At 75.6% G+C, this 24011-nt stretch carries 26 protein-coding genes; 14 read left to right on the top strand and 12 right to left on the bottom strand.

Going from position 1 to position 24011, the window contains the following annotated elements:
• Positions 1-234 precede the first annotated feature (234 nt).
• Positions 235-780 (top strand): GNAT family N-acetyltransferase, encoded by a 546-nt coding sequence (locus IEY75_RS09195; RefSeq protein WP_189113811.1) that lies wholly within the window; start codon positions 235-237, stop codon positions 778-780.
• Positions 781-817: 37 nt separating this feature from the next.
• Here IEY75_RS09195 and IEY75_RS09200 read toward each other — a convergent pair whose 3' ends face one another.
• Together IEY75_RS09200 and metF are read right to left on the bottom strand one after the other, a co-directional pair.
• The gene (locus tag IEY75_RS09200) at positions 818-1459 is read right to left on the bottom strand and encodes a CDP-alcohol phosphatidyltransferase family protein (RefSeq protein WP_229789493.1); all 642 of its coding nucleotides are present in this window, start codon (positions 1457-1459) and stop codon (positions 818-820) included.
• 124 nt (positions 1460-1583) lie between these two features.
• On the bottom strand, positions 1584-2501 hold the full coding sequence (gene metF / locus IEY75_RS09205) for a methylenetetrahydrofolate reductase [NAD(P)H] (protein WP_189113813.1): 918 nt from the start codon (positions 2499-2501) through the stop codon (positions 1584-1586).
• Positions 2502-2638: 137 nt separating this feature from the next.
• Between metF and IEY75_RS09210 the strand changes: the two genes are divergently transcribed.
• Positions 2639-3721: a polyprenyl synthetase family protein gene (locus IEY75_RS09210; RefSeq protein ID WP_189113939.1), complete on the top strand. Its 1083-nt coding sequence runs from the start codon at positions 2639-2641 to the stop codon at positions 3719-3721.
• Positions 3722-3754: 33 nt separating this feature from the next.
• Positions 3755-3958, top strand: a complete 204-nt coding sequence (locus IEY75_RS09215; RefSeq protein ID WP_189113814.1) for a hypothetical protein — start codon at positions 3755-3757, stop codon at positions 3956-3958.
• Between the two features lie 85 nt (positions 3959-4043).
• Here IEY75_RS09215 and IEY75_RS09220 read toward each other — a convergent pair whose 3' ends face one another.
• Both IEY75_RS09220 and IEY75_RS09225 read right to left on the bottom strand, forming a co-directional pair.
• Positions 4044-4793 carry a beta/gamma crystallin family protein gene (locus IEY75_RS09220; RefSeq protein WP_189113815.1) on the bottom strand — a complete coding sequence of 250 codons (750 nt, stop codon included), beginning with the start codon at positions 4791-4793 and terminating at the stop codon, positions 4044-4046.
• 74 nt (positions 4794-4867) lie between these two features.
• On the bottom strand, positions 4868-5137 hold the full coding sequence (locus IEY75_RS09225; RefSeq protein ID WP_189113816.1) for a hypothetical protein: 270 nt from the start codon (positions 5135-5137) through the stop codon (positions 4868-4870).
• Positions 5138-5434: 297 nt separating this feature from the next.
• Here IEY75_RS09225 and IEY75_RS09230 point away from each other — a divergent pair, with 297 nt between their 5' ends.
• Genes IEY75_RS09230 through IEY75_RS09240 form a run of 3 tightly spaced genes read left to right on the top strand, consistent with a single transcriptional unit; the run spans position 5435 to position 8048 of the window.
• Positions 5435-6055 carry a hypothetical protein gene (locus tag IEY75_RS09230; protein WP_189113817.1) on the top strand — a complete coding sequence of 207 codons (621 nt, stop codon included), beginning with the start codon at positions 5435-5437 and terminating at the stop codon, positions 6053-6055.
• The gene (locus tag IEY75_RS09235) at positions 6052-7338 is read left to right on the top strand and encodes a sensor histidine kinase (RefSeq protein ID WP_189113818.1); all 1287 of its coding nucleotides are present in this window, start codon (positions 6052-6054) and stop codon (positions 7336-7338) included. Before IEY75_RS09230 ends, IEY75_RS09235 begins: the two co-directional genes overlap by 4 nt.
• Positions 7335-8048, top strand: coding sequence for a response regulator (locus IEY75_RS09240; RefSeq protein ID WP_189113819.1), 714 nt, complete (start codon positions 7335-7337; stop codon positions 8046-8048). The genes IEY75_RS09235 and IEY75_RS09240 overlap by 4 nt, the downstream gene beginning before the upstream one ends.
• Here the strand turns inward: IEY75_RS09240 and IEY75_RS09245 are convergent.
• From IEY75_RS09245 to IEY75_RS09255, 3 genes are read right to left on the bottom strand one after another with little or no spacing between them, the layout of a single operon-like run.
• Positions 7985-8320: a lycopene cyclase domain-containing protein gene (locus IEY75_RS09245; protein ID WP_189113820.1), complete on the bottom strand. Its 336-nt coding sequence runs from the start codon at positions 8318-8320 to the stop codon at positions 7985-7987. The genes IEY75_RS09240 and IEY75_RS09245 overlap by 64 nt on opposite strands.
• Positions 8317-8634, bottom strand: coding sequence for a lycopene cyclase domain-containing protein (locus IEY75_RS09250; RefSeq protein ID WP_189113821.1), 318 nt, complete (start codon positions 8632-8634; stop codon positions 8317-8319). Before IEY75_RS09250 ends, IEY75_RS09245 begins: the two co-directional genes overlap by 4 nt.
• Before the next feature lie 7 nt (positions 8635-8641).
• The gene (locus IEY75_RS09255) at positions 8642-9037 is read right to left on the bottom strand and encodes an Rv2175c family DNA-binding protein (protein ID WP_189113940.1); all 396 of its coding nucleotides are present in this window, start codon (positions 9035-9037) and stop codon (positions 8642-8644) included.
• 123 nt (positions 9038-9160) lie between these two features.
• Here IEY75_RS09255 and IEY75_RS09260 point away from each other — a divergent pair, with 123 nt between their 5' ends.
• From IEY75_RS09260 to IEY75_RS09285, 6 genes are all read left to right on the top strand, one after another.
• Positions 9161-9670, top strand: coding sequence for a hypothetical protein (locus tag IEY75_RS09260; RefSeq protein ID WP_189113822.1), 510 nt, complete (start codon positions 9161-9163; stop codon positions 9668-9670).
• A 154-nt stretch (positions 9671-9824) separates the two neighbouring features.
• Positions 9825-11768 carry a Stk1 family PASTA domain-containing Ser/Thr kinase gene (gene pknB / locus IEY75_RS09265; protein WP_189113823.1) on the top strand — a complete coding sequence of 648 codons (1944 nt, stop codon included), beginning with the start codon at positions 9825-9827 and terminating at the stop codon, positions 11766-11768.
• On the top strand, positions 11765-12676 hold the full coding sequence (locus tag IEY75_RS09270; RefSeq protein WP_229789476.1) for a deoxyribonuclease IV: 912 nt from the start codon (positions 11765-11767) through the stop codon (positions 12674-12676). The genes pknB and IEY75_RS09270 overlap by 4 nt, the downstream gene beginning before the upstream one ends.
• A gap of 56 nt (positions 12677-12732) precedes the next feature.
• A complete protein-coding gene (locus IEY75_RS09275; protein WP_189113824.1) occupies positions 12733-12924 on the top strand; it encodes a (2Fe-2S)-binding protein in 192 nt (63 codons plus the stop codon).
• Positions 12925-12960: 36 nt separating this feature from the next.
• The gene (gene bfr, locus IEY75_RS09280) at positions 12961-13443 is read left to right on the top strand and encodes a bacterioferritin (RefSeq protein ID WP_189113825.1); all 483 of its coding nucleotides are present in this window, start codon (positions 12961-12963) and stop codon (positions 13441-13443) included.
• 244 nt (positions 13444-13687) lie between these two features.
• Positions 13688-14254 (top strand): iron transporter, encoded by a 567-nt coding sequence (locus IEY75_RS09285; RefSeq protein WP_189113826.1) that lies wholly within the window; start codon positions 13688-13690, stop codon positions 14252-14254.
• A gap of 55 nt (positions 14255-14309) precedes the next feature.
• On the opposite strand, the gene IEY75_RS09290 is transcribed toward IEY75_RS09285, so the two are convergent.
• The 5 genes from IEY75_RS09290 to IEY75_RS09310 form a co-directional block, all read right to left on the bottom strand.
• Positions 14310-15332, bottom strand: coding sequence for a threonine aldolase family protein (locus tag IEY75_RS09290; protein WP_268244343.1), 1023 nt, complete (start codon positions 15330-15332; stop codon positions 14310-14312).
• Between the two features lie 28 nt (positions 15333-15360).
• A complete protein-coding gene (locus IEY75_RS09295; RefSeq protein ID WP_189113828.1) occupies positions 15361-16755 on the bottom strand; it encodes a class II 3-deoxy-7-phosphoheptulonate synthase in 1395 nt (464 codons plus the stop codon).
• A 51-nt stretch (positions 16756-16806) separates the two neighbouring features.
• Positions 16807-17619, bottom strand: a complete 813-nt coding sequence (proC, locus tag IEY75_RS09300; protein WP_189113829.1) for a pyrroline-5-carboxylate reductase — start codon at positions 17617-17619, stop codon at positions 16807-16809.
• A 29-nt stretch (positions 17620-17648) separates the two neighbouring features.
• Positions 17649-18677: a 6-phosphofructokinase gene (locus IEY75_RS09305; protein ID WP_189113830.1), complete on the bottom strand. Its 1029-nt coding sequence runs from the start codon at positions 18675-18677 to the stop codon at positions 17649-17651.
• A 69-nt stretch (positions 18678-18746) separates the two neighbouring features.
• Positions 18747-19259 carry a polyadenylate-specific 3'-exoribonuclease AS gene (locus tag IEY75_RS09310; RefSeq protein ID WP_189113831.1) on the bottom strand — a complete coding sequence of 171 codons (513 nt, stop codon included), beginning with the start codon at positions 19257-19259 and terminating at the stop codon, positions 18747-18749.
• 238 nt (positions 19260-19497) lie between these two features.
• Here IEY75_RS09310 and IEY75_RS09315 point away from each other — a divergent pair, with 238 nt between their 5' ends.
• Positions 19498-20190, top strand: coding sequence for a Crp/Fnr family transcriptional regulator (locus IEY75_RS09315; RefSeq protein ID WP_189113832.1), 693 nt, complete (start codon positions 19498-19500; stop codon positions 20188-20190).
• A 135-nt stretch (positions 20191-20325) separates the two neighbouring features.
• Positions 20326-23955 carry an ATP-binding protein gene (locus tag IEY75_RS09320; protein ID WP_189113833.1) on the top strand — a complete coding sequence of 1210 codons (3630 nt, stop codon included), beginning with the start codon at positions 20326-20328 and terminating at the stop codon, positions 23953-23955.
• Positions 23956-24011: the final 56 nt, after the last annotated feature.

The following is a 24011-nucleotide window of genomic DNA, read 5'->3' on the forward strand; positions in this document are numbered from 1 at the left end:
GGGCGCGTGGCGGGTGCCGCGGACCCGCTCCGCTGTGGACGGTCGGTGCTGCTGCGAGCATGCCAGCCGAATCGCGTCCGCATAAGGTGTAATCATGCAACCGGGATATACCGGACAGGTGGGCCGGACCGCCGCGCCCCGGCAGGCCGGTCCGGGAGCCGGCCGTCTCCGCCGTGCCGACCCCGCCGACCCCGCGGTCCGCGTACCGTGGGGGCAGCCGGCGGAGGAGGGGCGATGAGGCTGCTGCCGTGGGGTCCCGGCGACCTGCTCCGCCGACTCGACGACGTGCTGTCAGTGTACGGCGCGGCGATGGGCTACTCCCCCGAGCTGCTGGCGACCCGCCGCGGCTACATCGCCGCCCACGCCCACCGGCAGGGCTTCCGCGCGGTCGCCTCGGTCACCGACGAGGGCACGCTCGCCGGGTTCGGGTACGGCTACCTGTCCGGCCCCGGCCAGTGGTGGCACGACCAGATCTGCGCCGCCCTCCCCCGACCCGACCGGATCTGGCTCGCGGACTGCTTCGAGCTGGTGGAACTACACGTACACCCGGCGGCGCAGGGCAACGGGCTCGGCCGCACGCAGCTACGGGCCCTGCTGGAGGCGGCGCCGGGGCGCACCGTGCTGCTGTCCACCCCCGAGGCCGACGAGGCGACCTCGCGGGCCTGGCGGCTGTACCGCGGGTTCGACTTCGTCGACGTGCTGCGCGGGTTCCGGTTCCCCGGCGACGAACGGGCCTTCGGGGTGCTCGGCCGCCCCCTGCCGCTGCCCTCCCGGGTCTGACGGCCGGCGCGCAGATCCGCGGCCGGGGTGCGGGGCGTCAGCTCCGCGCGGGCACCCGGCCGGTCCGCAGGACGGTGAGGAGCTGCCCCAGCCCGTACAGGCTGCCGGCCACCCAGATCGTCATCACCAGCGTGGCCGTCCCCGCCGCCAGCTCCGGCGCCAGCAGGCCGGCGGCCCCGGCGAGCAGCAGGCCCCCGGCGGCCAGCCCCACCCGCACCGGCCGGTCGGCGACCGGGGCGCGGCCGCGGTAGCTCATCGCGGCCACGGCGGCCTGGGCGCAGGCGTACTCGTACAGCCAGCCGACCGCCACCACCGCCGCGCAGAGCTGCCACGGCACGCCCACCAGCCAGAACGCGCCCGCCCAGCACAGCTCGCCGAGCCGGTCGGCGAGCGCGTCGTGGACGTGGCCGAGTTGGCTGGTCCGCCCGGTGACCACCGCGACGGCGCCGTCGACGCTGTCGGCGAGGGCGGCGGCCAGGACCAGCACCGCGGCCGCGAGCAGTCCCGGCGGCCCGGCGGCGGCCGCCGCGGGGACCGCCGCGGAGGCGACCAGGCCGACGACGGTGACCGCGGCGGGGCGGACGCCGAGGCGCCCGCCGACGCGGCCCAGCCGGTAGGACAGGCGCAGCCAGCCCCGCACCGGCGCGGCCGCGGTCCGGGGGTCCAGGCCGCCGTGCAGGCCGGCGAACGCGGCGGCGTACCCGTCCCAGCCGCCGCCCGCCGGGCCGCCGACGGGGACGGCCCCGTCCGCCCGCGGCCCGGCCGGCGCGGCGCCCCGAACCGGCGCCGCGCGGACGGGGGCCTCACGCACCCGCGACCACCCCCAGGTCCGCCCACACCTCGCGGGTGGCGGTGGACCGGTTGAGGGTGATGAAGTGGATCCCCGGCACGCCCTCGTCGAGCAGCCGCCGGCACATCTCGCCGGCCAGCTCGACGCCGAGCCGGCGGACGGCGACCGGGTCGTCGGCGAGCCGGTCGAACCGCTCCCGCAGGGCCGCCGGGAACGGCGCCCCGGAGAGCTGCGGCGCCCGCGCGATCGTCCGCATACTGGTCACCGGCATGACCCCGGCGACGATCGGGGTGTCGCCGCCGGCCGCGGCGACGCGGTCCCGCAGCCGCAGGTAGTCGTCGGCGTCGAAGAACATCTGGGTGATCGCGAAGTCGGCGCCGGCCCGGCACTTGGCGACGAAGTGCCGGGTGTCGCTCTCGATGTCGGGCGAGCGCGGGTGCTTGTACGGGAAGGCGGCGACCCCGACGCAGTAGTCGCCGGCCGTGCGGATGAGCCGGACCAGGTCGGCGGCGTACGTCACGCCCGCGGGGTGCCGCACCCACTCCCCCGTCGGGTCGCCGGGCGGGTCGCCCCGGACGGCCAGTACGTTGCGGACGCCGACGTCGGCGAGCCGGCCGACCATGTGCCGCAGCTCGGCGACGGAGTGGTCGACGGCGGTCAGGTGGGCCATCGGCAGCAGGGTCGTCTCGGTGGCGATGCGCTCGGTGACCGCCACGGTGGTGTCGCGGTTGCTGCCGCCGGCCCCGTACGTGATGGAGACGAACGAGGGGCGCAGCGGCTCCAGCTCCCGGATCGCCGACCAGAGCTGGCGCTCGCCCTCGGCGGTCCTGGGCGGGAAGAACTCGAAGGAGAACGTGGGCGCGGACGCGCTGATCAGCGCGCCGATCGACGGTTGGCTGTCGTCGAGTACGGAAGGAAGCCCCAGAGACACGCCCTGACCTTACTGCCTGAATGGACGCCAGAACGTAACGAAGCGCTTCCGACCGCGGACGGACGGTGTTGCCGGCGGCCCGGTCGTCCGCCCGCGCGGCGCCGCGGGCGGGTCGCGGATACGGTGCGGTGGTGACCATGACACCGCCCGAGGACCTGCCGCCCACCGAGTACGCCGACGTGCGGGCCCGGGTGGAGAAGGCATTGACCGACTTCCTGGCCGTCCAGCGGGCGCGGCTGGCCGCGATCGACCCGGAACTGCTGCCGGTCGCGGACACGCTGGAGTCGTTCATCCTGGTCGGCGGCAAGCGGCTGCGGCCGGCGTTCGGCTACTGGGGGTACCGGGCGGCGGGCGGCCCCGACCGCGACGCCGTGGTGGCCACGCTGGCGGCGCTGGAGCTGGTCCAGGCCAGCGCGCTGATCCACGACGACGTCATGGACGGCTCGGACACCCGCCGGGGCCAGCCCGCGGTGCACCGCCGGTTCGCCGACCGGCACGCCGCCGCCGGCTGGCGGGGCCCGGCCGAGGGGTTCGGCGCCGCGGCGGCGATCCTGCTCGGCGACCTGTGCCTGGCCTGGTCCGACGAGCTGCTGGACCGGGGCGGGCTGGACGCGGCGACGGTGGCGCGGGCGCGCCCGGACTTCGACGAGATGCGCACCGAGGTGATGGCCGGCCAGTACCTGGACGTGCTGGCGCAGGCCACCGGCGACACGACGCGGCGGCGGGCGACCCGGATCGCGGTGTACAAGTCGGCCAAGTACACCGTCGAGCGGCCGCTGCTGTGCGGCGCGGCGCTGGCCGGCGGGGGCGCGGCGGTGCGGGCGGCGCTGTCGGGGTACGGGCTGCCGCTGGGCGAGGCGTTCCAGTTGCGCGACGACGTGCTGGGCGTCTTCGGCGACCCGGCGCGCACCGGCAAGCCGGCCGGCGACGACCTGCGCGAGGGCAAGCGGACGTACCTGGTCGCCGAGGCCCACGCCCGCGCGGACGCCGCCCAGCGGGACCTGCTGGCCACCGCCCTGGGCGCGCCGGACCTGGACGCCGCCGGCGCGGACGCCCTGCGCGAGATCATCGTCGGCACCGGCGCCCTGGCGGCCACGGAGGCCCGGATCGCCGCGCTGGCCGCCGCGGCGCTGCGCGCCCTGGACGCCCCGGCCCTGGACCCGGCGGCAGTGGGCGTGCTCGCCGCGCTCGCGGACGCGGCGGTGCGCCGCCCGGCGTGAGGCCGGCGGCGCCGGATGCGGCAGGATACCGCCGTGGTCAAGGAACTCATCGCCCTCGCCGTCGTGCTGGCCGTGCTGGGCGGCACCTGGTGGCTGGGGCAGCGGACACTGGCGCGGGCGCACGACGGCGCGGCGCCGCGGGTGCTGTCGGTCGCGCTCGCGTTCGTCCTGCTGGTCGGCGGGGCGATCGTGCTGTGGCCGGTCCTGGCGCAGATCTGGCACGCCCTCACCCGGTGAGCCGCGCCGGGCGCGGGCGCGCCGCGGGGCGGGCGCGTCAGCACCCGCCCCGCGGACTCGGACCGGCCGGCAGAGCCGGCGGCGGTCACCGGACCCAGATGGACGAGGCCCGGTCGTTCCAGCCCCACACCCCGAGGTTCGGGGCGACGTAGCCGGGCGGGAAGTAGATCGCGCTTCCCTGGTAGAGGATGTGCTCGTACAGGAACGTACCGTTCCAGCCCGTCGCCCCGACCGACGAGAGCTGGTCGTTCCAGCTCGTGCACCACCACAGGAAGCAGCTCATGTTGTACCGGGTCAGGTCGTTGACCGCGGTACCCACCCGCATCGAGAAGCGGTTGCCCCCGAAGTTGCCGTGCTCGTAGAACCACGAACGGTCGGTGGTCAGCGCCGGCAGCGCGGTGCCCGCGCCGGTGGCCCGCAGCCGGGGCGCCGCCGCGGCGGTCGCGCCGAGCCGCGCCTGGGCCGCCCGCCGGGCCGCCGCGTCGATCCGGGCGGTCTCGGCCTTGAACGTCCGCAGGTTGGTGTAGCCCTCCAGCCGCGCCGGCTGCCCGGCCTTCGCCGGATGGGCGATGAAGTACACCGCCCGGCCGTCGTAGCGGCTGATCTGGCTGCCGCGGCCGGCGACGCCGTTGACGGTGAAGGCCACCCTCGGCACCTGGTGGACGATGGTGCGGGCCAGTGCCGGGGTGGCGCCCCGGGCCGCCCCGCTGCGGGCGTCGCTGATCACCCTCTCCGGTGCGGGCGCCGCCGCGGCGGCCCCGGCCGCACCGAACACGGCGGCCAGCGCCACCGAACCGACCAACAGGCCGCGCGCGATATTCGTGACGTGATACATACAGTTCCCCCTCGATCTGAATACTGCGGTAAATACGTTGTGTTTCCCTTCCCGGCGGCACCCCCGCGGTGCCGTCAGCCGTAGAACCGGTCGACCAGTGCGCGGGCCCAGGCGGAGCGCGGTACCGCGCACTCGGGGTGCTCCCCGTACGCCGTGGCCATGACGGCCAGGCACCCGCCCACCCCGCCGTGCACCTGCAGCGCCCGGCGGACCGCGGCGGCGTACCGGTCCTGGGTGACGGCGGCTCCGGTCGCCAGGTCACTGGCGAAGACCGCCTCGACGAGGTCGTCGGCCAGAGCCGGCCGCCCGGCCACGGGATCGATGCACCGCACCATGTCGCTCACCCCCGATACGTATTCGCTGTCCACTCAGAATGCGATTCCGGCGGCTCTGCCGAATCAGCGCCCGGGCGGAAATCGGGGCTCATCTCCGCGGCGGAAAAGGATCGGGTAACGGGCCTCCACAGAATTACCCGGAGCCTCTGTCGTCCCCCTCAGGGCGGATTCACGGGTCATTCCGCAATCGGATGAGGATGCCCGGAACGGCTCGTAGCGTGGAGTGCGGCACCGGTTCCCGGCGGGTCGCGCCGCTGGCCCCACCGGGGCCGGGCCAGGGGATCAAGAGCAAATCGGGGGGCTCACATGACGAAGGATCTGACGCGCAGGGCGGTACTGATGACCACCGCCTGGCCGCCGGAGGAGAGCGACTACCTGGGGGTGGTGGCCCGCTTCGGCGAGTACCTGGCGGTGGCCGACGCCGCCCGGGCGGGCGCGCTGGCGCCCGCGGACGGGACGACGGTCCGCAACCTGCCGTGGGACCGGTACCTGGTGGTCGAGGCCGCCGCGGACCCCGAGCGGGTCACCGAGGAGCCCGTCGAGGCGGTGCCGGTCTTCCGCTCGTACCGGGTGGCGGGCGCCGACCCGCACGCCGGGCCGCTGCGGCTGGACGTCAAGGTACCGGCGCAGGTGCTGGGCGCGCTGGCCACCTGGGACGAGGACACCAGCGCGCCGCCCTCGGGCAGCGCCGGCCAGGTTGCCCAGCTCACCGAGGCGCTGGCGGAGGCGGCGCGGGAGCCGTTCGACCACCGCACGTGGGTCGAGGCCGTCCGCACCGTCCTGCGCGGGGTGCACCCCGCCGACCTGGTACCGCCGCCGCCCGGGCTCCCGGCGGCGGGCCGCGTGCTGCCGGTACTGGGGGTGGCCAACGGCGTGCACGCGACCGTCTTCTGCGCGCTGCGCCCCAAGCCGTGGTGGTGTAGGTGACGGCGGCCCCGGACGCGCCGTTGGCGGACCCGGGCGCCGGGTCCGCCAACGGCCGTCCGCGGCGCCGGCAGTGGTGGTTCGACGGCGGCGTGATCGCCTGCTGCGTCGGCGTCGACCTGCTGGTCTGGTCGGTGTCCGCCGCCGACCCGCGGGCGGGCCTGCCGTTCTGGACCGTCGCCGTCGCCGCCCCCCTGGTGTTCCTCACCCTGGCCTGGCGCCGGTCCCGGCCGACGGCGGTCCTGGCCGGGCAGCTCGCCTACGCGACGGCGAGCACCCTGCTGCTGCCCAGCTACGCCACCTTCGCCGGGGTGCTCGTGGCGCTCCAGGCGGTGGCGGCCCGGCGCCCGCCGCGGGAGTCCGGGAGCTGGGCGGTGGTCAGTATGCTGCCGCTGAGCCTCCAGAACTACTACGAGGTGCGCGACGAGCAGTCCATCCTGGTACCCATGATCGGCCAGACCGTCTTCTACGCGCTGCTCGTCCTCGTCGCCTGGGGCATCGGCCACCGCGCCTGGCTCGCCGAGGCCCGGGTGGGCGCCGCGTCCGCCGCGCACGAGGTCGCCACCACCGAGGCGCTGCGCGCCGAGCGCCTGCGGATCGCCCGCGAGCTGCACGACATCGTGGCGCACGCGGTGACCGCGATGGTGCTCCAGGCCGCCGGCGCCCGCGCGGTTCTGGGGGGCGACGAGGCCCGCACCGCCGCCGCGCTCACCACCATCCAGACCACCGGCCAGCAGGCCATGCAGGAGATGCGCCGGATGCTGCGCCTGCTGCGCTCGGTCGGCCTGCCGGAGGAGGCCGACCTGCCCGGCAGCCCCGGCCTGGCCGACGTCGACACGCTGATCGCCGAGAGCCGGTCGGCGGGCCTGGACGTCACCGGGCGCCACACCGGCACGGCCGGGGCGGTGGACCCCAGCGTCGGCCTCGCCGCGTACCGGGTGGTGCAGGAGGCGCTGACCAACTGCATGAAGCACGCCGGGGCCGACGCCGTCGTCCGGGTGGAGCTCACCTGGCGGCACGACACGCTGACGGTCCTGGTGGAGGACCGCGCCAGCGGCGGGCCGCCCCCGGACCGGCCGGCGGCGGCGCTGTCCACCGGGCTGGGCCTGCTGGGCCTGCGCGAGCGGGTGCTGACCGTCGGCGGCGTCCTGGAGACCCGGCGCCTGCGCCGCGGCTTCGCCGTCACCGCCGTCCTGCCCGCCGTCGCCGCCCCGCCGCGGGCCACCGACCCGCCCGCGGCGGCGTCGGCGACGCCCGTCGGCAGTCCGGGTGGGGAGGGCGCATGAGCGCGATCCGCGTCATCCTGGCCGACGACCAGCCGCTGGTCCGCACCGGCATCGCCATGGTCCTCAGCGCGACCGCCGGCATCGAGGTGGTCGGCGAGGCCGACGACGGCGAGGCCGCCGTCACCCTCGCCCGGGCACTCGCGCCGGACGTCGTCGTCATGGACGTGGTCATGCCCCGGATGGACGGCGTGGCGGCGACCCGCGAGATCACCAGCGACGGCTTCCGCACCGACCGCGACGCCCTGGTCAAGGTCCTGGTGCTCACGACCTTCCACAGCGACGAGCGCGTCTACGAGGCGCTGCGGGCGGGCGCCTCCGGCTTCCTGCTCAAGGACGCCGCGCCGACGGACCTGGCCGCCGCGATCCGCGCCGTCGCCGACGGCAACGCGTGGCTGGACCCGTCGGTGGCCCGCGGGGTGATCGCCGAGATCGCCGCCCGCCCGCTGCCCGCGACACCGGCCGCCGGCCTGCTCGACAGCCTGACCACCCGCGAGCGCGAGGTCCTCACCCTGATGGCCGCCGGGCTGTCCAACACCGAGGTCGCCCGGCACCTGGTGGTGGGCGAGGCGACGGTGAAGACGCACGTCAGCCGGGTGCTGATGAAGCTGGACGTGCGCGACCGGACCCAGGCCGTGGTGTTCGCCTATCAGTCCGGCCTGGTCACGCCCGGGTCGCCGGCGGCACCGGGCGGGCCCGCCGCGCCGCGGTGACACCACAGGCTGAGGGTCAGCAGAACCAGGGCGAAGCCGAAGGCCAGGTCCTCGACGGGGGCGTGGGCCAGCCGGAGGCCGGTGATGGCGGCCGGGTCGTACCGGACGACGCCGCGCCCGGTCAGGATGCCGTTGCTGAGCAGTTGGAAGCCCAGGATGATCGGGTACGCGAGCCAGAACGCCGCCCGGCCCAGCAGCCGGGTGCGCAGCAGCCACCAGTCGGCCGCGGCGACGGCGAGAACGGCGAGTGCCGCGGCGGCGGTGTAGGTCACCGGCGGCGGCGGGCGAGGACGGCGGCGACCGCCTCGTACCCGTAGATCGCGCAGACCGGGATCACCAGCAGGAACAGCGCCTCGTCCAGCGGCAGCGGGCCGAGGCGCACACCGGTGGTCTGGGCCGGGTCCAGCCACCAGTGGCCGGCCGCCAGCGCGGCGACGTCCCAGAGTCCGAACAGGAGCGCGACCGGCAGCACCGTCCACAGCAGGCGGCGCCGGTGCCGGTACACCCGCAGCCGCAGGGCCGGCTCCAGCCAGGCCACGGCGACCAGGCAGCCGCCGAGGACGGCGAGGTAGGTGAGCTGTCCCATGTGGGCCTCAGTAACCGAGCGCCTGGGCGCGCCGCCGCACCTCCACGGCCTCCGGGCCGCCCAGCGCGCGGGCCGGACAACCCCCCTGGAGGGAATCGTCGGACGCGTAGAGCCACCGCAGCGACTCGTCCTCGTTGTACCCATTGTCCCGCAGCACGGTGAGGACACCGGGCAGGTGCTTGAGGACGGTCGGGTTGGCGATCAGCTCGCCCGGCACCCGCAGCACCCCGTCCCGGCGGACGGCCAGCAGGGTGCCGTCGCGCACGTACTGGCGCACCCTGCTGATGGTGAGGTCGAGCCGCTCGGCGACATCGGGCAGCGGTACCCACTCGGCCGGCTCCACCGCCGCCGGCCCGCTCGCCGTCGGCTCCACCCCGGTCGGCTGCCCGGCCGGCCGCTTCATCCCTGCGCGTCCATCCACCCGACCACCCTGTCATGACCCCCGACACCCCGCCATGCCGGGCCGGCGGCGCCCCGCCCGGCGCCCGGCGACCCCGGCCCGGCACGCGACTACGGAAGGCACCCCATGTGGCAGGCGATACGGCGAGAGCTGGCCGGGGCGCTGCGCTCGGTCCGGTACGACCTCTACCAGCACAGCGTCGACCAGGACAGCCCGCACCGGCTGCGCAAGCTGGGTCTGGTCCTCGGCGGTACGGCGGCGCTGTCGGCGGTGGGTGCCCTCGCGGTCGTCCAGCTCGTCGACTGGTCGGTGCCGCACCCGCCGCCCGCGGCGTTCCCGGCGCCGCCGCCGGACGCGGCCGCGCCGGCCGGACCCGCCGCGGGCGCCCCGTCGGCGAGCCCGGCGCCGCCGCGGGCCGGCGGCCCGGCCACCCCGACCCCGGCGGCGGGGCGGCGCGGCGCCGCCAGTCGGCCGCCGTCGGTGTGGACCGCCCGGGAACTGCCCGAGGCGGTGCTGGTCCCGGCCGTACCGCGGACGCCGCCGCGCCCCACCCCCACCGCGGGACCGGCCCCGTCCCCCACCCCGGCGCCGTCGCCGACGGCCGTCCCGGCCGATGTCCCGGACGGCACCGGCTGACGGCGCTGTCCGAGATGTCCGTCTGACGCGTCCGGACGGAACATGTGTGCACACCGGCCGCTGTGGCATCCTGGGCAACGCCCTGCCCGGTCGCGGGGGCCGCACCCGGGTGCGCGCGCCGCCGCCCGGGCCCGCCGAGAGTGGGACTTCGCCGATGGACACGCAGCTCGCCGACCCGATGCTGGGCGCCCTGGTCGACGGGCGCTACCGCGTCCGGGGCCGGGTCGCGCGCGGCGGGGTCGCGACCGTCTACACGGCGACCGACGAGCGGCTCGAACGCGTCGTCGCCCTGAAGATCATCCAGTCCGGGCCGGACGTCGACCCGGACTTCCCCGGCCGGTTCACCCACGAGGCCAAGGCGATCGCGCGGCTGACCCACCCCAACGTCGTCGCCGTCTACGACCAGGGCGAGTGCGAGGGCCGCCCGTACCTGGTGATGGAGTACGTGCGCGGCCGGACGCTGCGCGAGATCCTCGCGCAGCGTCGGCGGCTGGACCCGGCCGAGGCGCTGGCCGTCGCCGAGCAGGTGCTCGCGGCGCTGGCCGCCGCCCACCGCGCCGGCCTGGTGCACCGCGACGTCAAGCCGGAGAACGTCCTCGTCGCCGAGGCGCCGCAGCAGGGGCCGGGGCGGCTCGTGGACGCCGTCGTGAAGGTCGCCGACTTCGGCCTGGCCAGCGCGGTCGAGGCCAGCGCCGACGACCCCGGCCAGCTCATGGCCACCGTCGCCTACGTGGCCCCGGAGCTGGTCGCCGACGGCGCCGCCGACCCGCGCGCCGACATCTACTCGGTCGGCGTCGTGCTGTTCGAGATGCTGACCGGCCGGGTGCCGTACTCCGGCGCGCGGCCGGTGGACGTGGCCTGGCAGCACGTCGACTGCGACGTGCCGCCGCCCTCGCGCTACGCCCCGACGGTGCCCGGCGAGGTGGACGCGCTGGTGCTGCGGGCGACCCGCCGCGACCGGTCCCGCCGCTTCTCCGACGCCGCGGCGATGCTGGCCGAGACCGCGGCGCTGCGCGACGAGATCGGCACCGGCGCCGCCGCCGCGCCCCGCGGCGCGGACGGGCCGACGATGCGGGTGCCGACGCTGCCCAGCCGCCGGCCGCGGTCCCGCCGCGAGGCCGCCGCGCCGCCGCGCCGCCCGGGCGCCGCCGGGCTGCTGGACCGGGCGCGCGACGGGGCGGTCACCGCCGCTCGGGCGACCGCCGGGGCCGTCCGGCTGGTCCACGGCCGGCACGGCCCGCTGCCGTTGGTCGCGGCCGGCGTCGTCCTGGCGCTGCTGGCCGGGCTCGGCGTGTGGTGGGTGGCCGCCGGCCGCTACACGCAGGCGCCGAGCCTGGTGAACCTCACCAAGGTCGAGGCGCAGGACCGCGCGGCCGACGCCGGCCTGGTGCTGAACTTCAGCGACGCCCGGCACGACGAGCTGGTCCGGCCCGAACTCGTCCTCGCCCAGGACCCCGCCCCGGAGGCGCCGATCATCCGCGGCGGCACGGTGACGCTGGTGCTCTCGCTCGGCCCGGAGCGGTACCAGGTGCCCAACGTCATCGGCATGACCTTCGACATGGCCGGGGTGGAGCTGGGCGCCCTGCGCCTGCCCGTCAAGCGCGGCCCGGACCGGTACCACGAGACGCTCCCGCCCGGGATGGTCAGCGCCCTGGACCCGGCCGCCGGCGCCACCGTCAAGCCCGGCACCGCGGTCACCGTCACCGTCAGCAGGGGACGGCCGCCGGTGACGGTCCCGGACCTGGTGGGCAAGGCGGTGGCCGAGGCCCGGCGGCTGCTCGCGCAGCTCGGCCTCGTGGTCACCGAGCAGACCGTCCCCGGCGACGCGCCGACCGGCCAGGTGCTCGGGCAGAGCCTGGATGCCGGCACCGGGGTCGAGAAGGGCGCGAAGATCACGCTGCGGCTCAGCGACGGCCCGCCGGTGCTGAAGGTGCCGCGCGTGCTGGACCTGCCCTGCCAGCAGGCCCGCCAGGCGCTGACCGGGATGGGCCTGGAGGCCAGGGTCACCTACAACCCCAACGGCGTGGTCCGGCTCCAGGACCCGACCGAGGGCACCGAGGTGCCCGCCCGGTCCGTCGTGACGATCGGCTGCCTGTGACCAGCGCGCTGCCCGCGGCCCCGCTGCCCCGGCCCCGCTCGGGCGCCCGCCCGGTCGGCGGGCACGCGCCGGCCGCGGGCGGGCTGGCCAAATCCGCCCTGCCGTACCTGGCCGCCACGGGCGCGACCGCCGTCCAGGTCTACGTCGGCAACCCGCGCGGCTGGGCGCTGCCCGAGGGCGTGCCGGCGCAGGACGAGGCGTTCCGCGCCGGCTGCGCCGACCGCGACGTGCCGGCGTACGTCCACGCCTCGCTGCTGGTCAACCTCGGCTCGCCGACTCCTGAGACCGTCGCCCACTCCACCCGGGCCCTGGCCCACGCGCTGCGCCGCGGCGCGGCGATCGGTGCCCGCGGCGTCGTCTTCCACGCCGGCAGCGCCGTCGACGCCGCCCACGGCGACGCCGCGCTGCTCCAGGTGCGGGAGGCGCTGCTGCCGCTGCTCGACGAGGCCGCCGACCGGGGGTACCCGCGCCTGCTGGTCGAGCCCAGTGCGGGCGGCGGGCGGTCGCTGGCGGCCCGGGTCCAGGACCTGGAGCCGTACCTGGCCGCCGTCGACCGGCACCCGTGGCTGGGCGTGTGCCTGGACACCTGCCACGCGTGGGCGGCCGGCCACGACCTGGCCGCGGCCGGCGGCATGAGCGCCACCCTGGACGCGCTGACCGCGGCCGTGGGCCCGGACCGGCTCTGGCTCGTCCACGCCAACGACTCCCGCGACGCGTGCGGCTCCCGCCGCGACCGGCACGAGACGATCGGCGCCGGCACGATCGGCGCGCCGGCCTTCGCGGAGCTGCTGGCGCACCCGGCCGCGGCCGGGGTACCGGTGATCGTGGAGACGCCCAGCAAGGGCCATGCCGGACATGCGGCCGACATCGCGACTCTCGGGCGGTTGTCGGCTCCGCACTTGCCGTGACCGCCTGCCTTAGGGCACCCTTCGTTAGGTAAGCCTGCCGAAGAGGGAGTCCGCCGGTGTTCGTCTGCATCTGCGCGCGGGTACGCGAGTGCGAGGTCCGCGCCGCCATCCGCGGCGGGGCGCGCACCGAGGCCTGCGTCGGCGAGGCCTGCGGCGCCGGTACCGGCTGCGGGAGCTGCCACGACCGCATCGCGGAGCTGATCGACGCCGAGGCCGCCCGTCCCCTCGCGGTGAATCTCGCCGCTTGATCCACGCGCCGGCCGGACAGCCCATACGCTGCGGCTATGCAGGGTGACGCGCGGGTGGTGGAGTTCCTCAACGAACAGTTGACCGCGGAGCTGACCGCGATCAACCAGTACTTCCTGCACGCCAAGATGCAGGAGAACTGGGGCTACACCACCCTGGCGGCGCACACCCGGCACGAGTCCATCGACGAGATGCGGCACGCCGAGACCCTGACCGACCGCATCCTGTTCCTGGAGGGGCTGCCCAACCTCCAGCGCCTGTTCCCGCTGCGGATCGGCGAGTCGGTGGCCGAGCAGTTCCGGTGCGACCTGCAGGTCGAGGTCGAGGCCATCGCGCGCCTGCGGCGCGGCAGCGCGCACATGCGGTCGGTCGGCGACGTGACCTCGGCGAAGATCTTCGAGGACATCCTCGCCGACGAGGAGCAGCACGTGGACTACCTGGAGACGCAGCTCGCCCTCATCGAGGCGATGGGCGAGCAGCTCTACCTCCAGAACGTCACCACCCACCCCACGGCCGGCTGACCACCACGCTGCGTAGCTGCCGCCCGGGCACGACCGCGCCCTGGGCCGACGCCCCGGAACCCGGTCATCCGGGCGATCCCGGCACCTGGGCAGCGACCGCCCAGGTGCTCTGTCGCAGGCGGTAAACCGGCGCCTGAGCTGGTTGTACAGGTGGGATGAACCACACCCGATGGCACCGGGGCGGGAGGTACGGCAGGTTGGCGGGCCGAGGCGAGAGTCGCCTCGGATCCCGAGGAGTCCCCCCATGGTCAAAGCCCCCCTGGCCGTCCTGGCCGCCGCAGTGCTCACGCTCAGTGTCGGCGGCTGCTGTACGCGGAAGAAGCCCCCCGCCACCGCGGCCGCGGGCGCCGCGGCGGGGTCCGCGGCGCTCGACCGCGACATCCGCGACGGCGGCGGCCAGACCACCATGGACGAGTGGCGGGTCGCCTACGTCGTCGGCCGGCCGCAGGGGTGGCAGCAGCTCGTCGGGGGCGTCCACACGTTCCGCGCCCCGCTGCCGACCGAGACCCACCACGTCGCGGTCGTGCCGATCGAGGCCGCCACCGGCCGGATCGTCCCCGACGTGCCGGTGACCCTCCAGGTCCTCGACTCCGCCGGCACGGTCGTCGACCAGCGGCGGCTGTGGTTCCTGCACCGCGCCGACTACTACCGGTACGGGCACAACGTCGCCGTGCCGACGCCCGGCGCGTACACGCTGAAGGTGGTCCTCGGCACACCGACGTTCGCCCGGGTCGCGGCGGCGGCGGCCGACGTGCCCGCCCTGAACCGCGGCACCGTCGCGGTGTTCCCGAACGTCGCCTTCGGACGCTGAGCGCGCGCCCGGGGCCGCACCCCGGGCGCGCGGTGCCGGTGGCCGCGCCGCCGCGTCAGGCGGCGCGGCGCTCCAGCAGCGAGGTGAGCACGTCGAGTGCCTGCTCCACCGCCACGTCGTCGATGTCCAGGTGCGTGATCAGCCGGCCGGTGCGCGGCCCGAGCACCGAGACCAGGACCCCCCGCTCGCGGGCGGCGGCGGCGAACCCCGGCGCGTCGTGCAGGTCCAGCAGGACGACATTGGTACGCGGCTCCCCGACCACCACGCCGTACGGGGCCAGCGCCTCGGCCAGCCGGGCCGCGCGGGCGTGGTCCTCGGCCAGCCGGCCGATGTGGTGCTCCAGCGCGTACAGGCCGGCCGCGGCCAGCACCCCGACCTGCCGCATCCCGCCGCCGAGCCGCTTGCGCAGCCAGCGCGCCTGGGCGATCCGCTCGGCCGAGCCGACCAGCAGCGACCCCACCGGCGCGCCCAGGCCCTTGGACAGGCAGACCGCCAGGGTGTCGAACAGCGCGCCGTAGCTGTCCAGCGGCACCCCGTCGGCGACGTGGGCGTGCCAGATCCGCGCGCCGTCGCAGTGCAGCGCCACGCCCGCGCCGTCGGCGACCGCGCGCAGGGCGTCCAGCGTCGCCAGCGGGGCGACCGTACCCCCGGCCAGGTTGTGCGTCTGCTCGACGGCGATGGCCCGGGTCGGCACCGCCCAGTAGCCGTCCGGTCGGACCATCGCGGCCACCCGCTGCGGGTCGATCGCGCCGCCCTTGGCCGGCCAGGTCCGCGAGGAGATGCCCCCGTAGGCCGCCGCCGCCCCGATCTCGTACGTCACCACGTGCGCGTCGGCGTCGACGAGGATCTCGTTGGCCGGCGGCACCAGCAGTTGCAGCGCGATCTGGTTGGCCATCGAGCCGGTCGGCGTGAACAGGGCGGCCTCGTGCCCGAACAGCGCCGCCACCCGCTCCTGGAGCAGGTTGGTCGTCGGGTCCTCGCCGTACACGTCGTCGCCGACCTCGGCGTCGGCCATCGCCGCGCGCATCCCCGCGCTCGGGCGGGTGACGGTGTCCGAGCGCAGGTCCACCGTGCGCAGCTCCGCGGTGACCGCCTCGGCGCCGGACTCAGCCACGGAGCATCTCCGCCACCAGGAAGGCCAGCTCCAGCGACTGCTGGGTGTTCAGCCGGGGGTCGCAGGCGGTCTCGTACCGCCCGGGCAGGTCCCCGTCCTCGATCGCCTGCGCGCCGCCGAGGCACTCGGTGACGTCCTCGCCGGTCAGCTCGACGTGCAGCCCGCCGGGGTGGGTACCGCGGGCGCGGTGCACCTCGAAGTAGCCCAGCACCTCGTCGACGATCCGGTCGAAGTGCCGGGTCTTGTACCCGTTGGAGGACTCCTGGGTGTTGCCGTGCATCGGGTCGCACTGCCAGACGACCTTGTGGCCGGCGACGGTGACCTCGTCCACGATGGCCGGCAGCACCTCGCGGACCCGGTGGTTGCCCATCCGGCTGATCAGCGTCAGCCGGCCGGGGATGTTGTGCGGGTTCAGCTTGGCGCACAGCTCGCGGGCGGCCGCCGGGGTCGTCGTCGGGCCGATCTTCACCCCGATGGGGTTGCTGAGCCGCGAGACGAAGTCCACGTGCGCGTGGTCGAGCTGGCGGGTCCGCTCCCCCACCCAGAGGAAGTGCCCGGACAGCCCGTACGCCCGGTCGCCGACGATCCGGGCCAGCGACCGCTCGTACTCCAGCGCCAGCGCCTCGTGCGAGCTGTACAGCGTCACGCTGCGCAGCGCCTCCTCCTCGGTCATCCCGCAGGCGCGGATGAAGGCCAGCGCCCGGTCGATCTCCCGGGCGATCGCCTCGTACCGCTCGCCCGCCGCGGAGATCCGCACGAAGTCCTTGTTCCAGTCGTGGACCGCGTGCAGGTCGGCCATGCCGCCGCCGAGGTAGGCGCGCATCATGTTCAGGGCCGCGGCGGCGTTGGCGTAGGCGCGGACCATCCGGTGGGGGTCGGCCGCGCGGGCGGCGGCGTCCGGCTCCAGCGAGTTGATCATGTCCCCGCGGTACGCGGGCAGGCCCAGGGCGTCGGTCGGCGACGAGCGCGGCTTGGTGTACTGCCCGGCGAACCGGCCGATCTTGACGACCGGGACCGAGGCGCCGTAGGTCAGCACGACGGCCATCTGGAGCAGCGTGCGGGCGTTGGCGAGCAGGTGCCGCTCGGTGTTGTCCACGAACGTCTCGGCGCAGTCGCCGCCGATCAGCACGAACGCGCGCCCCTCGCAGGCCAGCGCCAGCCGGTCGGCGAGCTGGTCGACCTCGTAGGGCGCCACGATCGAGGGCACCTGGTCCAGGACGGCGCAGACGTCGGCGACCCGGGCGGCGTCCGGCCACGGCGGCATCTGCTCCCGGGGCAGCTCGCGCCACACGTCGAGGCCGAGCTTCTCGGCGTCGGCGCTCTCCGGGCGGCTGCCGCCGGACCGGGCGGCCTCACCGGCGCGGGGCAGGTACCACTGGTCAATCATGATTCCAGCGTACGACCGACCGTCACCGCCCCGGCACCCGGCCGGCGCCGCTCAGGCGTCCGCGGCCAGCTCGCGCGCCCGGTCGCGGGCGGCCTCCAGGGCGGCGAGCAGCGCCGCCCGCACGCCGTGCCGCTCCAGCTCCGCGACCGCCGCGATCGTCGTACCCGCCGGCGAGGTCACCGCCTCACGCAGCGTCACCGGGTGCTCGCCGGAGTCCCGCAGCATCACCGACGCCCCGATCGCGGTCTGCACGATCAGGTCGCGGGCCACCTGGCGGGGCAGGCCCAGCAGGATCCCGGCGTCGATCATCGCCTCGACCAGCAGGTAGAAGTAGGCGGGCCCGGAGCCCGACAGGGCCGTCACCGCGTCCTGCTGCGACTCCGGCACCCGGATCGTGCGGCCCAGCGGGCGGAACAGCTCCTCGACCAGCGCCAGGTGCGCGCCGCTCGCGTGGGCCCCGGCGGAGATCGCCGTCATCGCCTCGTCGACCAGCGCCGGCGTGTTGGTCATCACCCGCACCACCGGCGTGCCGGCGGGCAGCCGGTCGGCGAAGAACCCCGTGGGCAGCCCGGCGCACATCGAGACGATCAGCTTGTCCGCGGGCACCTTCGGGGCGACCTCGGCCAGCAGCGCGTCGGCGTCCTGCGGCTTGACCGCGACGACCACCACGTCGGCGCGGGTCACCGCGTCCGGGTTGTCGGTGCACTCCACGCCGTACTGCTGCCGCAGCGCGGCCGCCCGCTCCGGCCGCCGGGCCGTCGCCAGCAGCCGCCCGGCCGGCCAGCCGGCCCGCAGCAGGCCGGCGAGCATCAGCTCGCCGATCTTCCCCGCGCCGACCACCGCCACGGTGTGCCGCTCGTTCATCAGGCTCCCCTCGTCCGCCGGTCCGGGCGTCAACTGCCGAAGAACACCTCGGCCTCGGCGTACCGCTCCAGCGGGACGGTCTTGAGCGCGCCGGTGCCCTCGGCCAGCGGCACCCGCACGATGTCGGTGCCGCGCAGCGCCACCATCGTGCCGTACGCGCCCGCCTGGACGGCGTCGATGGCGTGCAGGCCGAACCGGGTCGCCAGGACCCGGTCGAACGCCGTCGGCGTGCCGCCGCGCTGGATGTGGCCGAGCACCACGGTGCGCGCCTCCTTGCCGGTGCGCGACTCCAGCTCCCCGGCCAGCCACTGGCCGATGCCGCCCAGCCGCACGTGGCCGAACGCGTCGGTCTCGGAGTTCACCACGAGCATCTGGCCGGCCAGCGGCCGGGCGCCCTCGGCCACGACGACGATCGGCGCGTACTCGAACTGGAACCGCTTCTCCACGTACCCGGCCACCAGCTCCACATCGAACTCCCGCTCCGGCAGCAGGATGACGTTGGCGCCCCCGGCCAGGCCGGCGTGCAGGGCGATCCAGCCGGCGTGCCGGCCCATCACCTCGACGACGAGCGTGCGGTGGTGGCTCTCGGCGGTGGTGTGCAGCCGGTCGATGGCCTCCATGGCGATGTTGACCGCCGTGTCGAAGCCGAAGGTGTAGTCGGTGCCGCTGAGGTCGTTGTCGATCGTCTTGGGCACGCCCACGACCGGTACGCCCTGCGCGTGCAGCCGGGTCGCCACACCCAGGGTGTCCTCGCCGCCGATCGCCACCAGCGCGTCCAGGCCGAGCTGGTCCAGGTGGGCGACCAGGCGCTGCACCCCGCCCTCGACCTGGTACGGGTTGGTCCTGCTGGTGCCGAGGATGGTGCCGCCGCGGGGCAGGATGCCGCGCACGTCGGCGATCCCCAGCGGCCGGGTCAGCCCCTCCAGCGGCCCGCGCCAGCCGTCCCGGAAGCCGACGAAGTCGTACCCGTACGCCGTGACGCCCTTGCGCACGATGCCCCGGATGACCGCGTTGAGGCCGGGGCAGTCGCCCCCGCCGGTGAGTACGCCGACCCGCATGTTCCTTCGTCCCCTCGTCGCGCGACTGACCGCCCCATTCTGGCGGCCGACGATCCGCTCCGGGCGGATTTACCCGTCCGCGCCGCGGGGGACACCGGCCATGGCGTGCCACCGGGCGAGGTTGTGCCGGGCGTCGACGAGCGCGTCGTGCCGCCCGTCGGCCTCGGGCAGGGCCGGCCGGCCCCGGTCGTCCCAGCGCTGGCGCAGGTCCTTGGTGAACCGCGGGATCTCCCGGGGCAGCGCGGTCATCGGCCCCCAGAGCTGGGCGAGCACCACGTGGTCGTACGCCGCGTACCAGGCCCACAGCTCCAGCTCGGCCGCCTCGCCCGCGCGCAGCGGCGCGGCCAGGAACTCGTACAGCTCGTCGCGGATCCGGGCGCGGGAGCGCCACGCCCGGTCGGCCGGGGAGGGCAGCTTGTCCAGGACGTGGCGGCGCACCCACGGGATGGCGCGGCTGTCGTCGAACTCGGTGGAGACCGCGTAGAACTCGCGGCCCCGCTCGTCGACCACGGCGATCGAGACGAGGTCGATCGTGGTCCCGTCCTCGATGAACTCGCAGTCGTAGAAGTAGCGATAGGTCACCGCACTGATTCTTCCGCGCCGCACCACCCGGCGCCAAACGCCGGGCCCACCCCTGTGATCATGGTGCCCGGCACCGGCCGGAACGCTGACGAATGGCCCACAACGCATTGCCCGTACCGCCCGGGTGCCGCCATGCTGTTCGACACCGGCCGGTTGGCGTGACGGCAGCAGCAGTGCAGGTGACGGCAGCAGCGCAGGTGGTGCAGGTCGCAAGATGTCCTACCGGGGAGGGACGAGGGTGGAGCTTCGGTTGCCGGACAACGGGGACGCGCTCAGCGGGGTGGCGATGTTCACCGGCCTCGAACAGGAGGTGCGGCAGCGGGTGCTGGCCGCCGCCGTGCCGCGCACGTACCGCCGCGGCACGCTGCTGTTCGTGGAGAACGACCCGGGCGACTCCCTGATCCTGCTCAAGCGCGGCGCCGTCGCGGTCTTCCGCACCTCCGCCACGGGCGAGCGCGCGATGCTCTCGGTGGTCCGCCCGCCCGACGTCCTGGGCGAGGTCTCGCTGCTGGACGGCTCGGCCCGGTCGGCGTCGGCCGAGGCCATCGAGGACACCCACGCGCTGGCGCTCTCGCGCGGGGCGTTCATGGAGCTGGTGCACTCCAATCCGCGCATCCTGGACGCCGTCATGCGCTCGCTCGGCGCGCTGATCCGCCGGCTCACCGAGCAGAACGCCGACCACGTGTTCCTCGACCTGCCCGGCCGCGTCGCCAAGACCCTCGTGCGGCTGGCGGGCGACACCTCGGCGACCATCGTCACCGTCGAGCTGAACCAGAGCCAGCTCGCCGAGATGGCCGGCGGCTCGCGGCAGAGCGTGAACCAGGCCATCGGCTCGTTCGCCGGCCGTAACTGGCTGCGCACCGAAGGAAGACGCATCGTCATCAATGATCTACCGGCCCTCCGCCGCCGCGCCGGCATGCCCGACCGTTAGGCCGGATCGGCACCTGACCGACTTTCCGGGCGCCGGGATGTGCGGCATACTCCGCCTGTGGCGAGCCCACACGCCACGTCGACACGCCTCCGGCCCACCACAGCCGCCGACACCCGGCCGCCCGCCGGACCGGCGGTGGTCAGGGGTCGACCGACCGACACGCATGGAGGACGCGTCATCGGCCAGTGCCCGAGGTGTCACCGCGTCGCCGCGACCGAGGACAGGTACTGCGGGGGCTGCGGTGCCGAACTCACCGTCGCATGTGGGGGCTGCGGCGCCAACCTGGCCCCCGACGGCTCCTTCTGCACGCGGTGCGGCACCGCCCGCGCCGACGGCGAGGAGGCCGGCCCCGCCCGCACCACCCTGGAGGACCGCCGCCGGATCAGCGTCCAGTTCGTGGACCTGATCGACTTCACGCCCTATGTGGAGCAGGCCGACCCCGAGCAGGTGCGGCACCTGCAGACCGGCTTCTTCAGCGCCGCCCGGCAGGTGATCCAGCGGTACGGCGGCGTCGTCGAGAAGTACATCGGGGACGCCGTCATGGCGCTGTTCGGCGCGCCGATCGCCACCGAGACCGACGCCCTGCGCTGCGTGCGCGCGGGCCTGGAACTCCAGCGCGCGCTCGGCCGGTGCGCCCCGGCGGGGCGCGACGACCTGCGCTTCCGGGTCGGCGTGGCCACGGGCGAGGCGCTGGTGGACGTCCTGGCGGCGCGCGACGGCGGGCAGGCCATCGTGGCCGGCGACGTCGTCAACACCGCCTCCCGGATGCAGTCGGTGGCGCCGCCCGGCGGCGTCCTGGTCTGCGGCGCCACCTACGCGCTGACCCAGACCGAGATCCGGTACGCCTCGCAGCCGCCGGTGACGCTGCGCGGCCGCTCCACCCCGACCGAGGTGTGGCTGGCGCTCGACGCCGTCCAGCGCCGGCTGCCGGACCAGGAGCCCGACCCCACCCCGCTCGTCGACCGCGACCACGAGCTGAACCTGCTCATCAACGCCCTGCACCGCGCCCTCAGCGACCGGATGCCGCAGCTCGTCACCGTCTTCGGCCACGCCGGCATCGGCAAGAGCCGGCTCGTCCGCGAGCTGTACCGGCACAGCGACCGGCTGCTGGAGGAGCCGATCACCTGGCGGACCGGCCGCTGCCCGCCCTTCGGCGAGAACGTCACCTTCGCGGCGCTCGCCGACATCGTCAAGGCCGAGGCCGGCATCCTGGACACCGACGACGCCGCCACCGCCGACGAGCGCCTGTCCGCGGCCGTCCGCGCCCTGGTCGCCGCGCCGGTCCCCGACCCGCGGCCGCACGTCGCCCCCCAGGCCGACCGGCTCATCGACGCGCTGCGCCCGCTCGTGGGCCTGCCCGGCCCCCGGCTGCCGCCGGAGGAGGCCGAGTCGGCGTGGCGGCGGTTCCTCATCGCGATGGCCCGGCGCCGGCCCACCGTGCTCGTCATCGAGGACCTGCACTGCGCCGACCGGACCATGCTGCGCTTCGTCGAACTGCTCGGCGCCACCGCCCGCGACGTGCCGCTGCTGCTGCTGGGCACCGCCCGCCCCGAGCTGATCGACCGGGAGCCGGGCTGGGCGGGCACCATCTCCGGCTCGCTGACCATCACGCTGCCGCCGCTGCGCCCCAACGCGATCGCCTCCCTGTACGCCTCGCTGTTCGGCCAGGCGGTGTTCGCCAGCGAGATGCTGCGCCCGCTGGTCGAACTCGCCGACGGCAACCCGCTGTACGCGCAGGAGTACGTGCGGATGCTCATCGAACGCGGTGCCCTGCGCCAGTCCGGCCGCGGCTGGACCCTCGACAACAGCCAGGACCTCCCGATGCCCGACAGCGTGCACGCCGTCATCGCCAACCGCCTCGACCTGCTCGACCCCAAGGACCGCACCGTCCTGCTCGCCGCCTCCGTCGTCGGCATGGAGTTCTGGCCCGGCGCGGTCGCCGCCGCCATGGGCCAGCCCGTCGAACTCGTCGAGCGCGCCCTGCGCCGGCTGGAGCAGCGCGACTTCGTGTACGAGCAGATCGGCTCCACGATGGCCGGCCAGGGCGCGTACCGGTTCCGGCACGTCCTGGTCCGCGACGTCTGCTACCGCCGGCTCCCCCGCACCGAGCGGATGGCCCGGCACGAGCGCACCGCCGACTGGCTGGAGGGGCTGTCCCGCAGCCGCGACACCGACCTCGCCGAGGTGCTGGGCCGGCACCGGTGGGCCGCGTACGAGATAGCGACCTCCCTCGGCCAGAGCCCCCGCGACCTCATCCCCAAGACCCGCGACGCCCTGCACCGGGCGGCCCGCCGCGCGTACGCCCTCAACGTCATCGACGTCGCCGCCGACCACGCCGCCCGCGCCCTCAGCCTCTACGGCGACGAGCCCGCCAGCATCGGCCGCCGCCAGCTCGAACTGCTCAACGAGGAGCTCGGCTTCTACCTCGACGGCGCCGCCTTCCTGGCCAGCGGCGGCGTCGGCCGGCTCATCACCCTGGCCACCGACCTGCACCGGCTCGGCGACCCCGGGGGCGCCGCCCGCGCCTGGACCCTGCTCGGCCAGATCGCCGTCATGCGTACCGACCACGCCCTCGCCTTCGCCCGCCTCGACCGCGCCATCGAACTGTTCGAGCAGCTCCCCGACAGCGCCGAGAAGGCCGACGCGTACGCCGAGCTGGGCCGCCTGCACATGCTCAACTACGAGCAGGCCCCCGCCGTGGCCAGCGCCGAGGCCGCGCAGGAGATAGCCGAGCGCCTCGGCCTGATGGAGGTGCAGGCCAACGCCCGGATCACCATCGGCTCCGCCCACTTCCACGAGGGCGACCCGCGCGGGCTCGACGAACTCCACGCGGTGTACGCGTTCTGCCGCGAGCACCAGCTCATCGCCACCCGCCGCGCCTCGCAGAACCTCGCGTCCGCCCTGCGCGAGCACGGCGAGTGGGTCCAGTCGGAGAAGATGCTCGCCGAGGTCGACAGCGAGCGCGGCCCCGGCCAGGGCCTGACCACCAACTACTCCGGCGAGTCGATGCGCGGCTTCTTCGACGGCGACGTCGCCCGCGTCCTCACCGCCGCGGACGCGTTCATCGACACCCCCGCCGAGGGCTGGGATCTCAAGGTCCGCGGCGTCCGCGCCTACCTGCGGGTACTCTGCGGCCACACCGACGACCACGACGACGTCATCCCGCTGCTGGCGCGCGGCCGCGACTGCGGCTTCCACCGCCCGCACTGGACGGCGCTGGCCTCCGGCGCGCTGTGCCGGGCCCTCCAGCAGCGGCCCGCCGACGCGCGGGCGCTGCTGGACGAGCTGATCGCCTCGTTCACCCCGCTCCAGGTCATCGCAAGCGGCGAGTGGCTGCCCTCGGCCGCGCTGGCCGCCGCGCTGATCGACCGCGAGGCGGCGGTCGCGGTCCGTGCCATGGTGGAGGCCAACGGGTACCGGACGCCGTTCATCGACGCCTCGGTGCTCATCCTCGACGGCGCGCTGTCGGGGTACGGCGGCGACCACGCGGCCGCGGCGGCGGCGTACGCCCAGGCCGCGAAGACGTTCGACGGCGTGTCCGACGCCACCGACCGGATGCTGGCGTTGGCGCTCGCCGCCCGGGCGTACGCGCGGGCCGGGGAGGCGCAGGTGGCCCGGCAGACGGCCGCGGAGGTGGCGTCGTTCGCCGAGCGCAACGGCGCGCCCGGCTTCGTCGACCTGGCCAGCCCTGCCGACCGCCGGCCCGGCTCGCCCCCCTCACCGTCGCCCAGGTCCGGCCGGTCCTCGGCCGGACGAGTGGCCTGACCGGAGGCACCGACGGCACCGCGCACCGGCGACGTGTCGCCGGTGCGCGGTGTGTG

It is taken from the genome of Pilimelia terevasa (genome assembly GCF_014647915.1).
In the GTDB taxonomy this organism is placed as follows: Bacteria; Actinomycetota; Actinomycetes; order Mycobacteriales; family Micromonosporaceae; genus Pilimelia; species Pilimelia terevasa.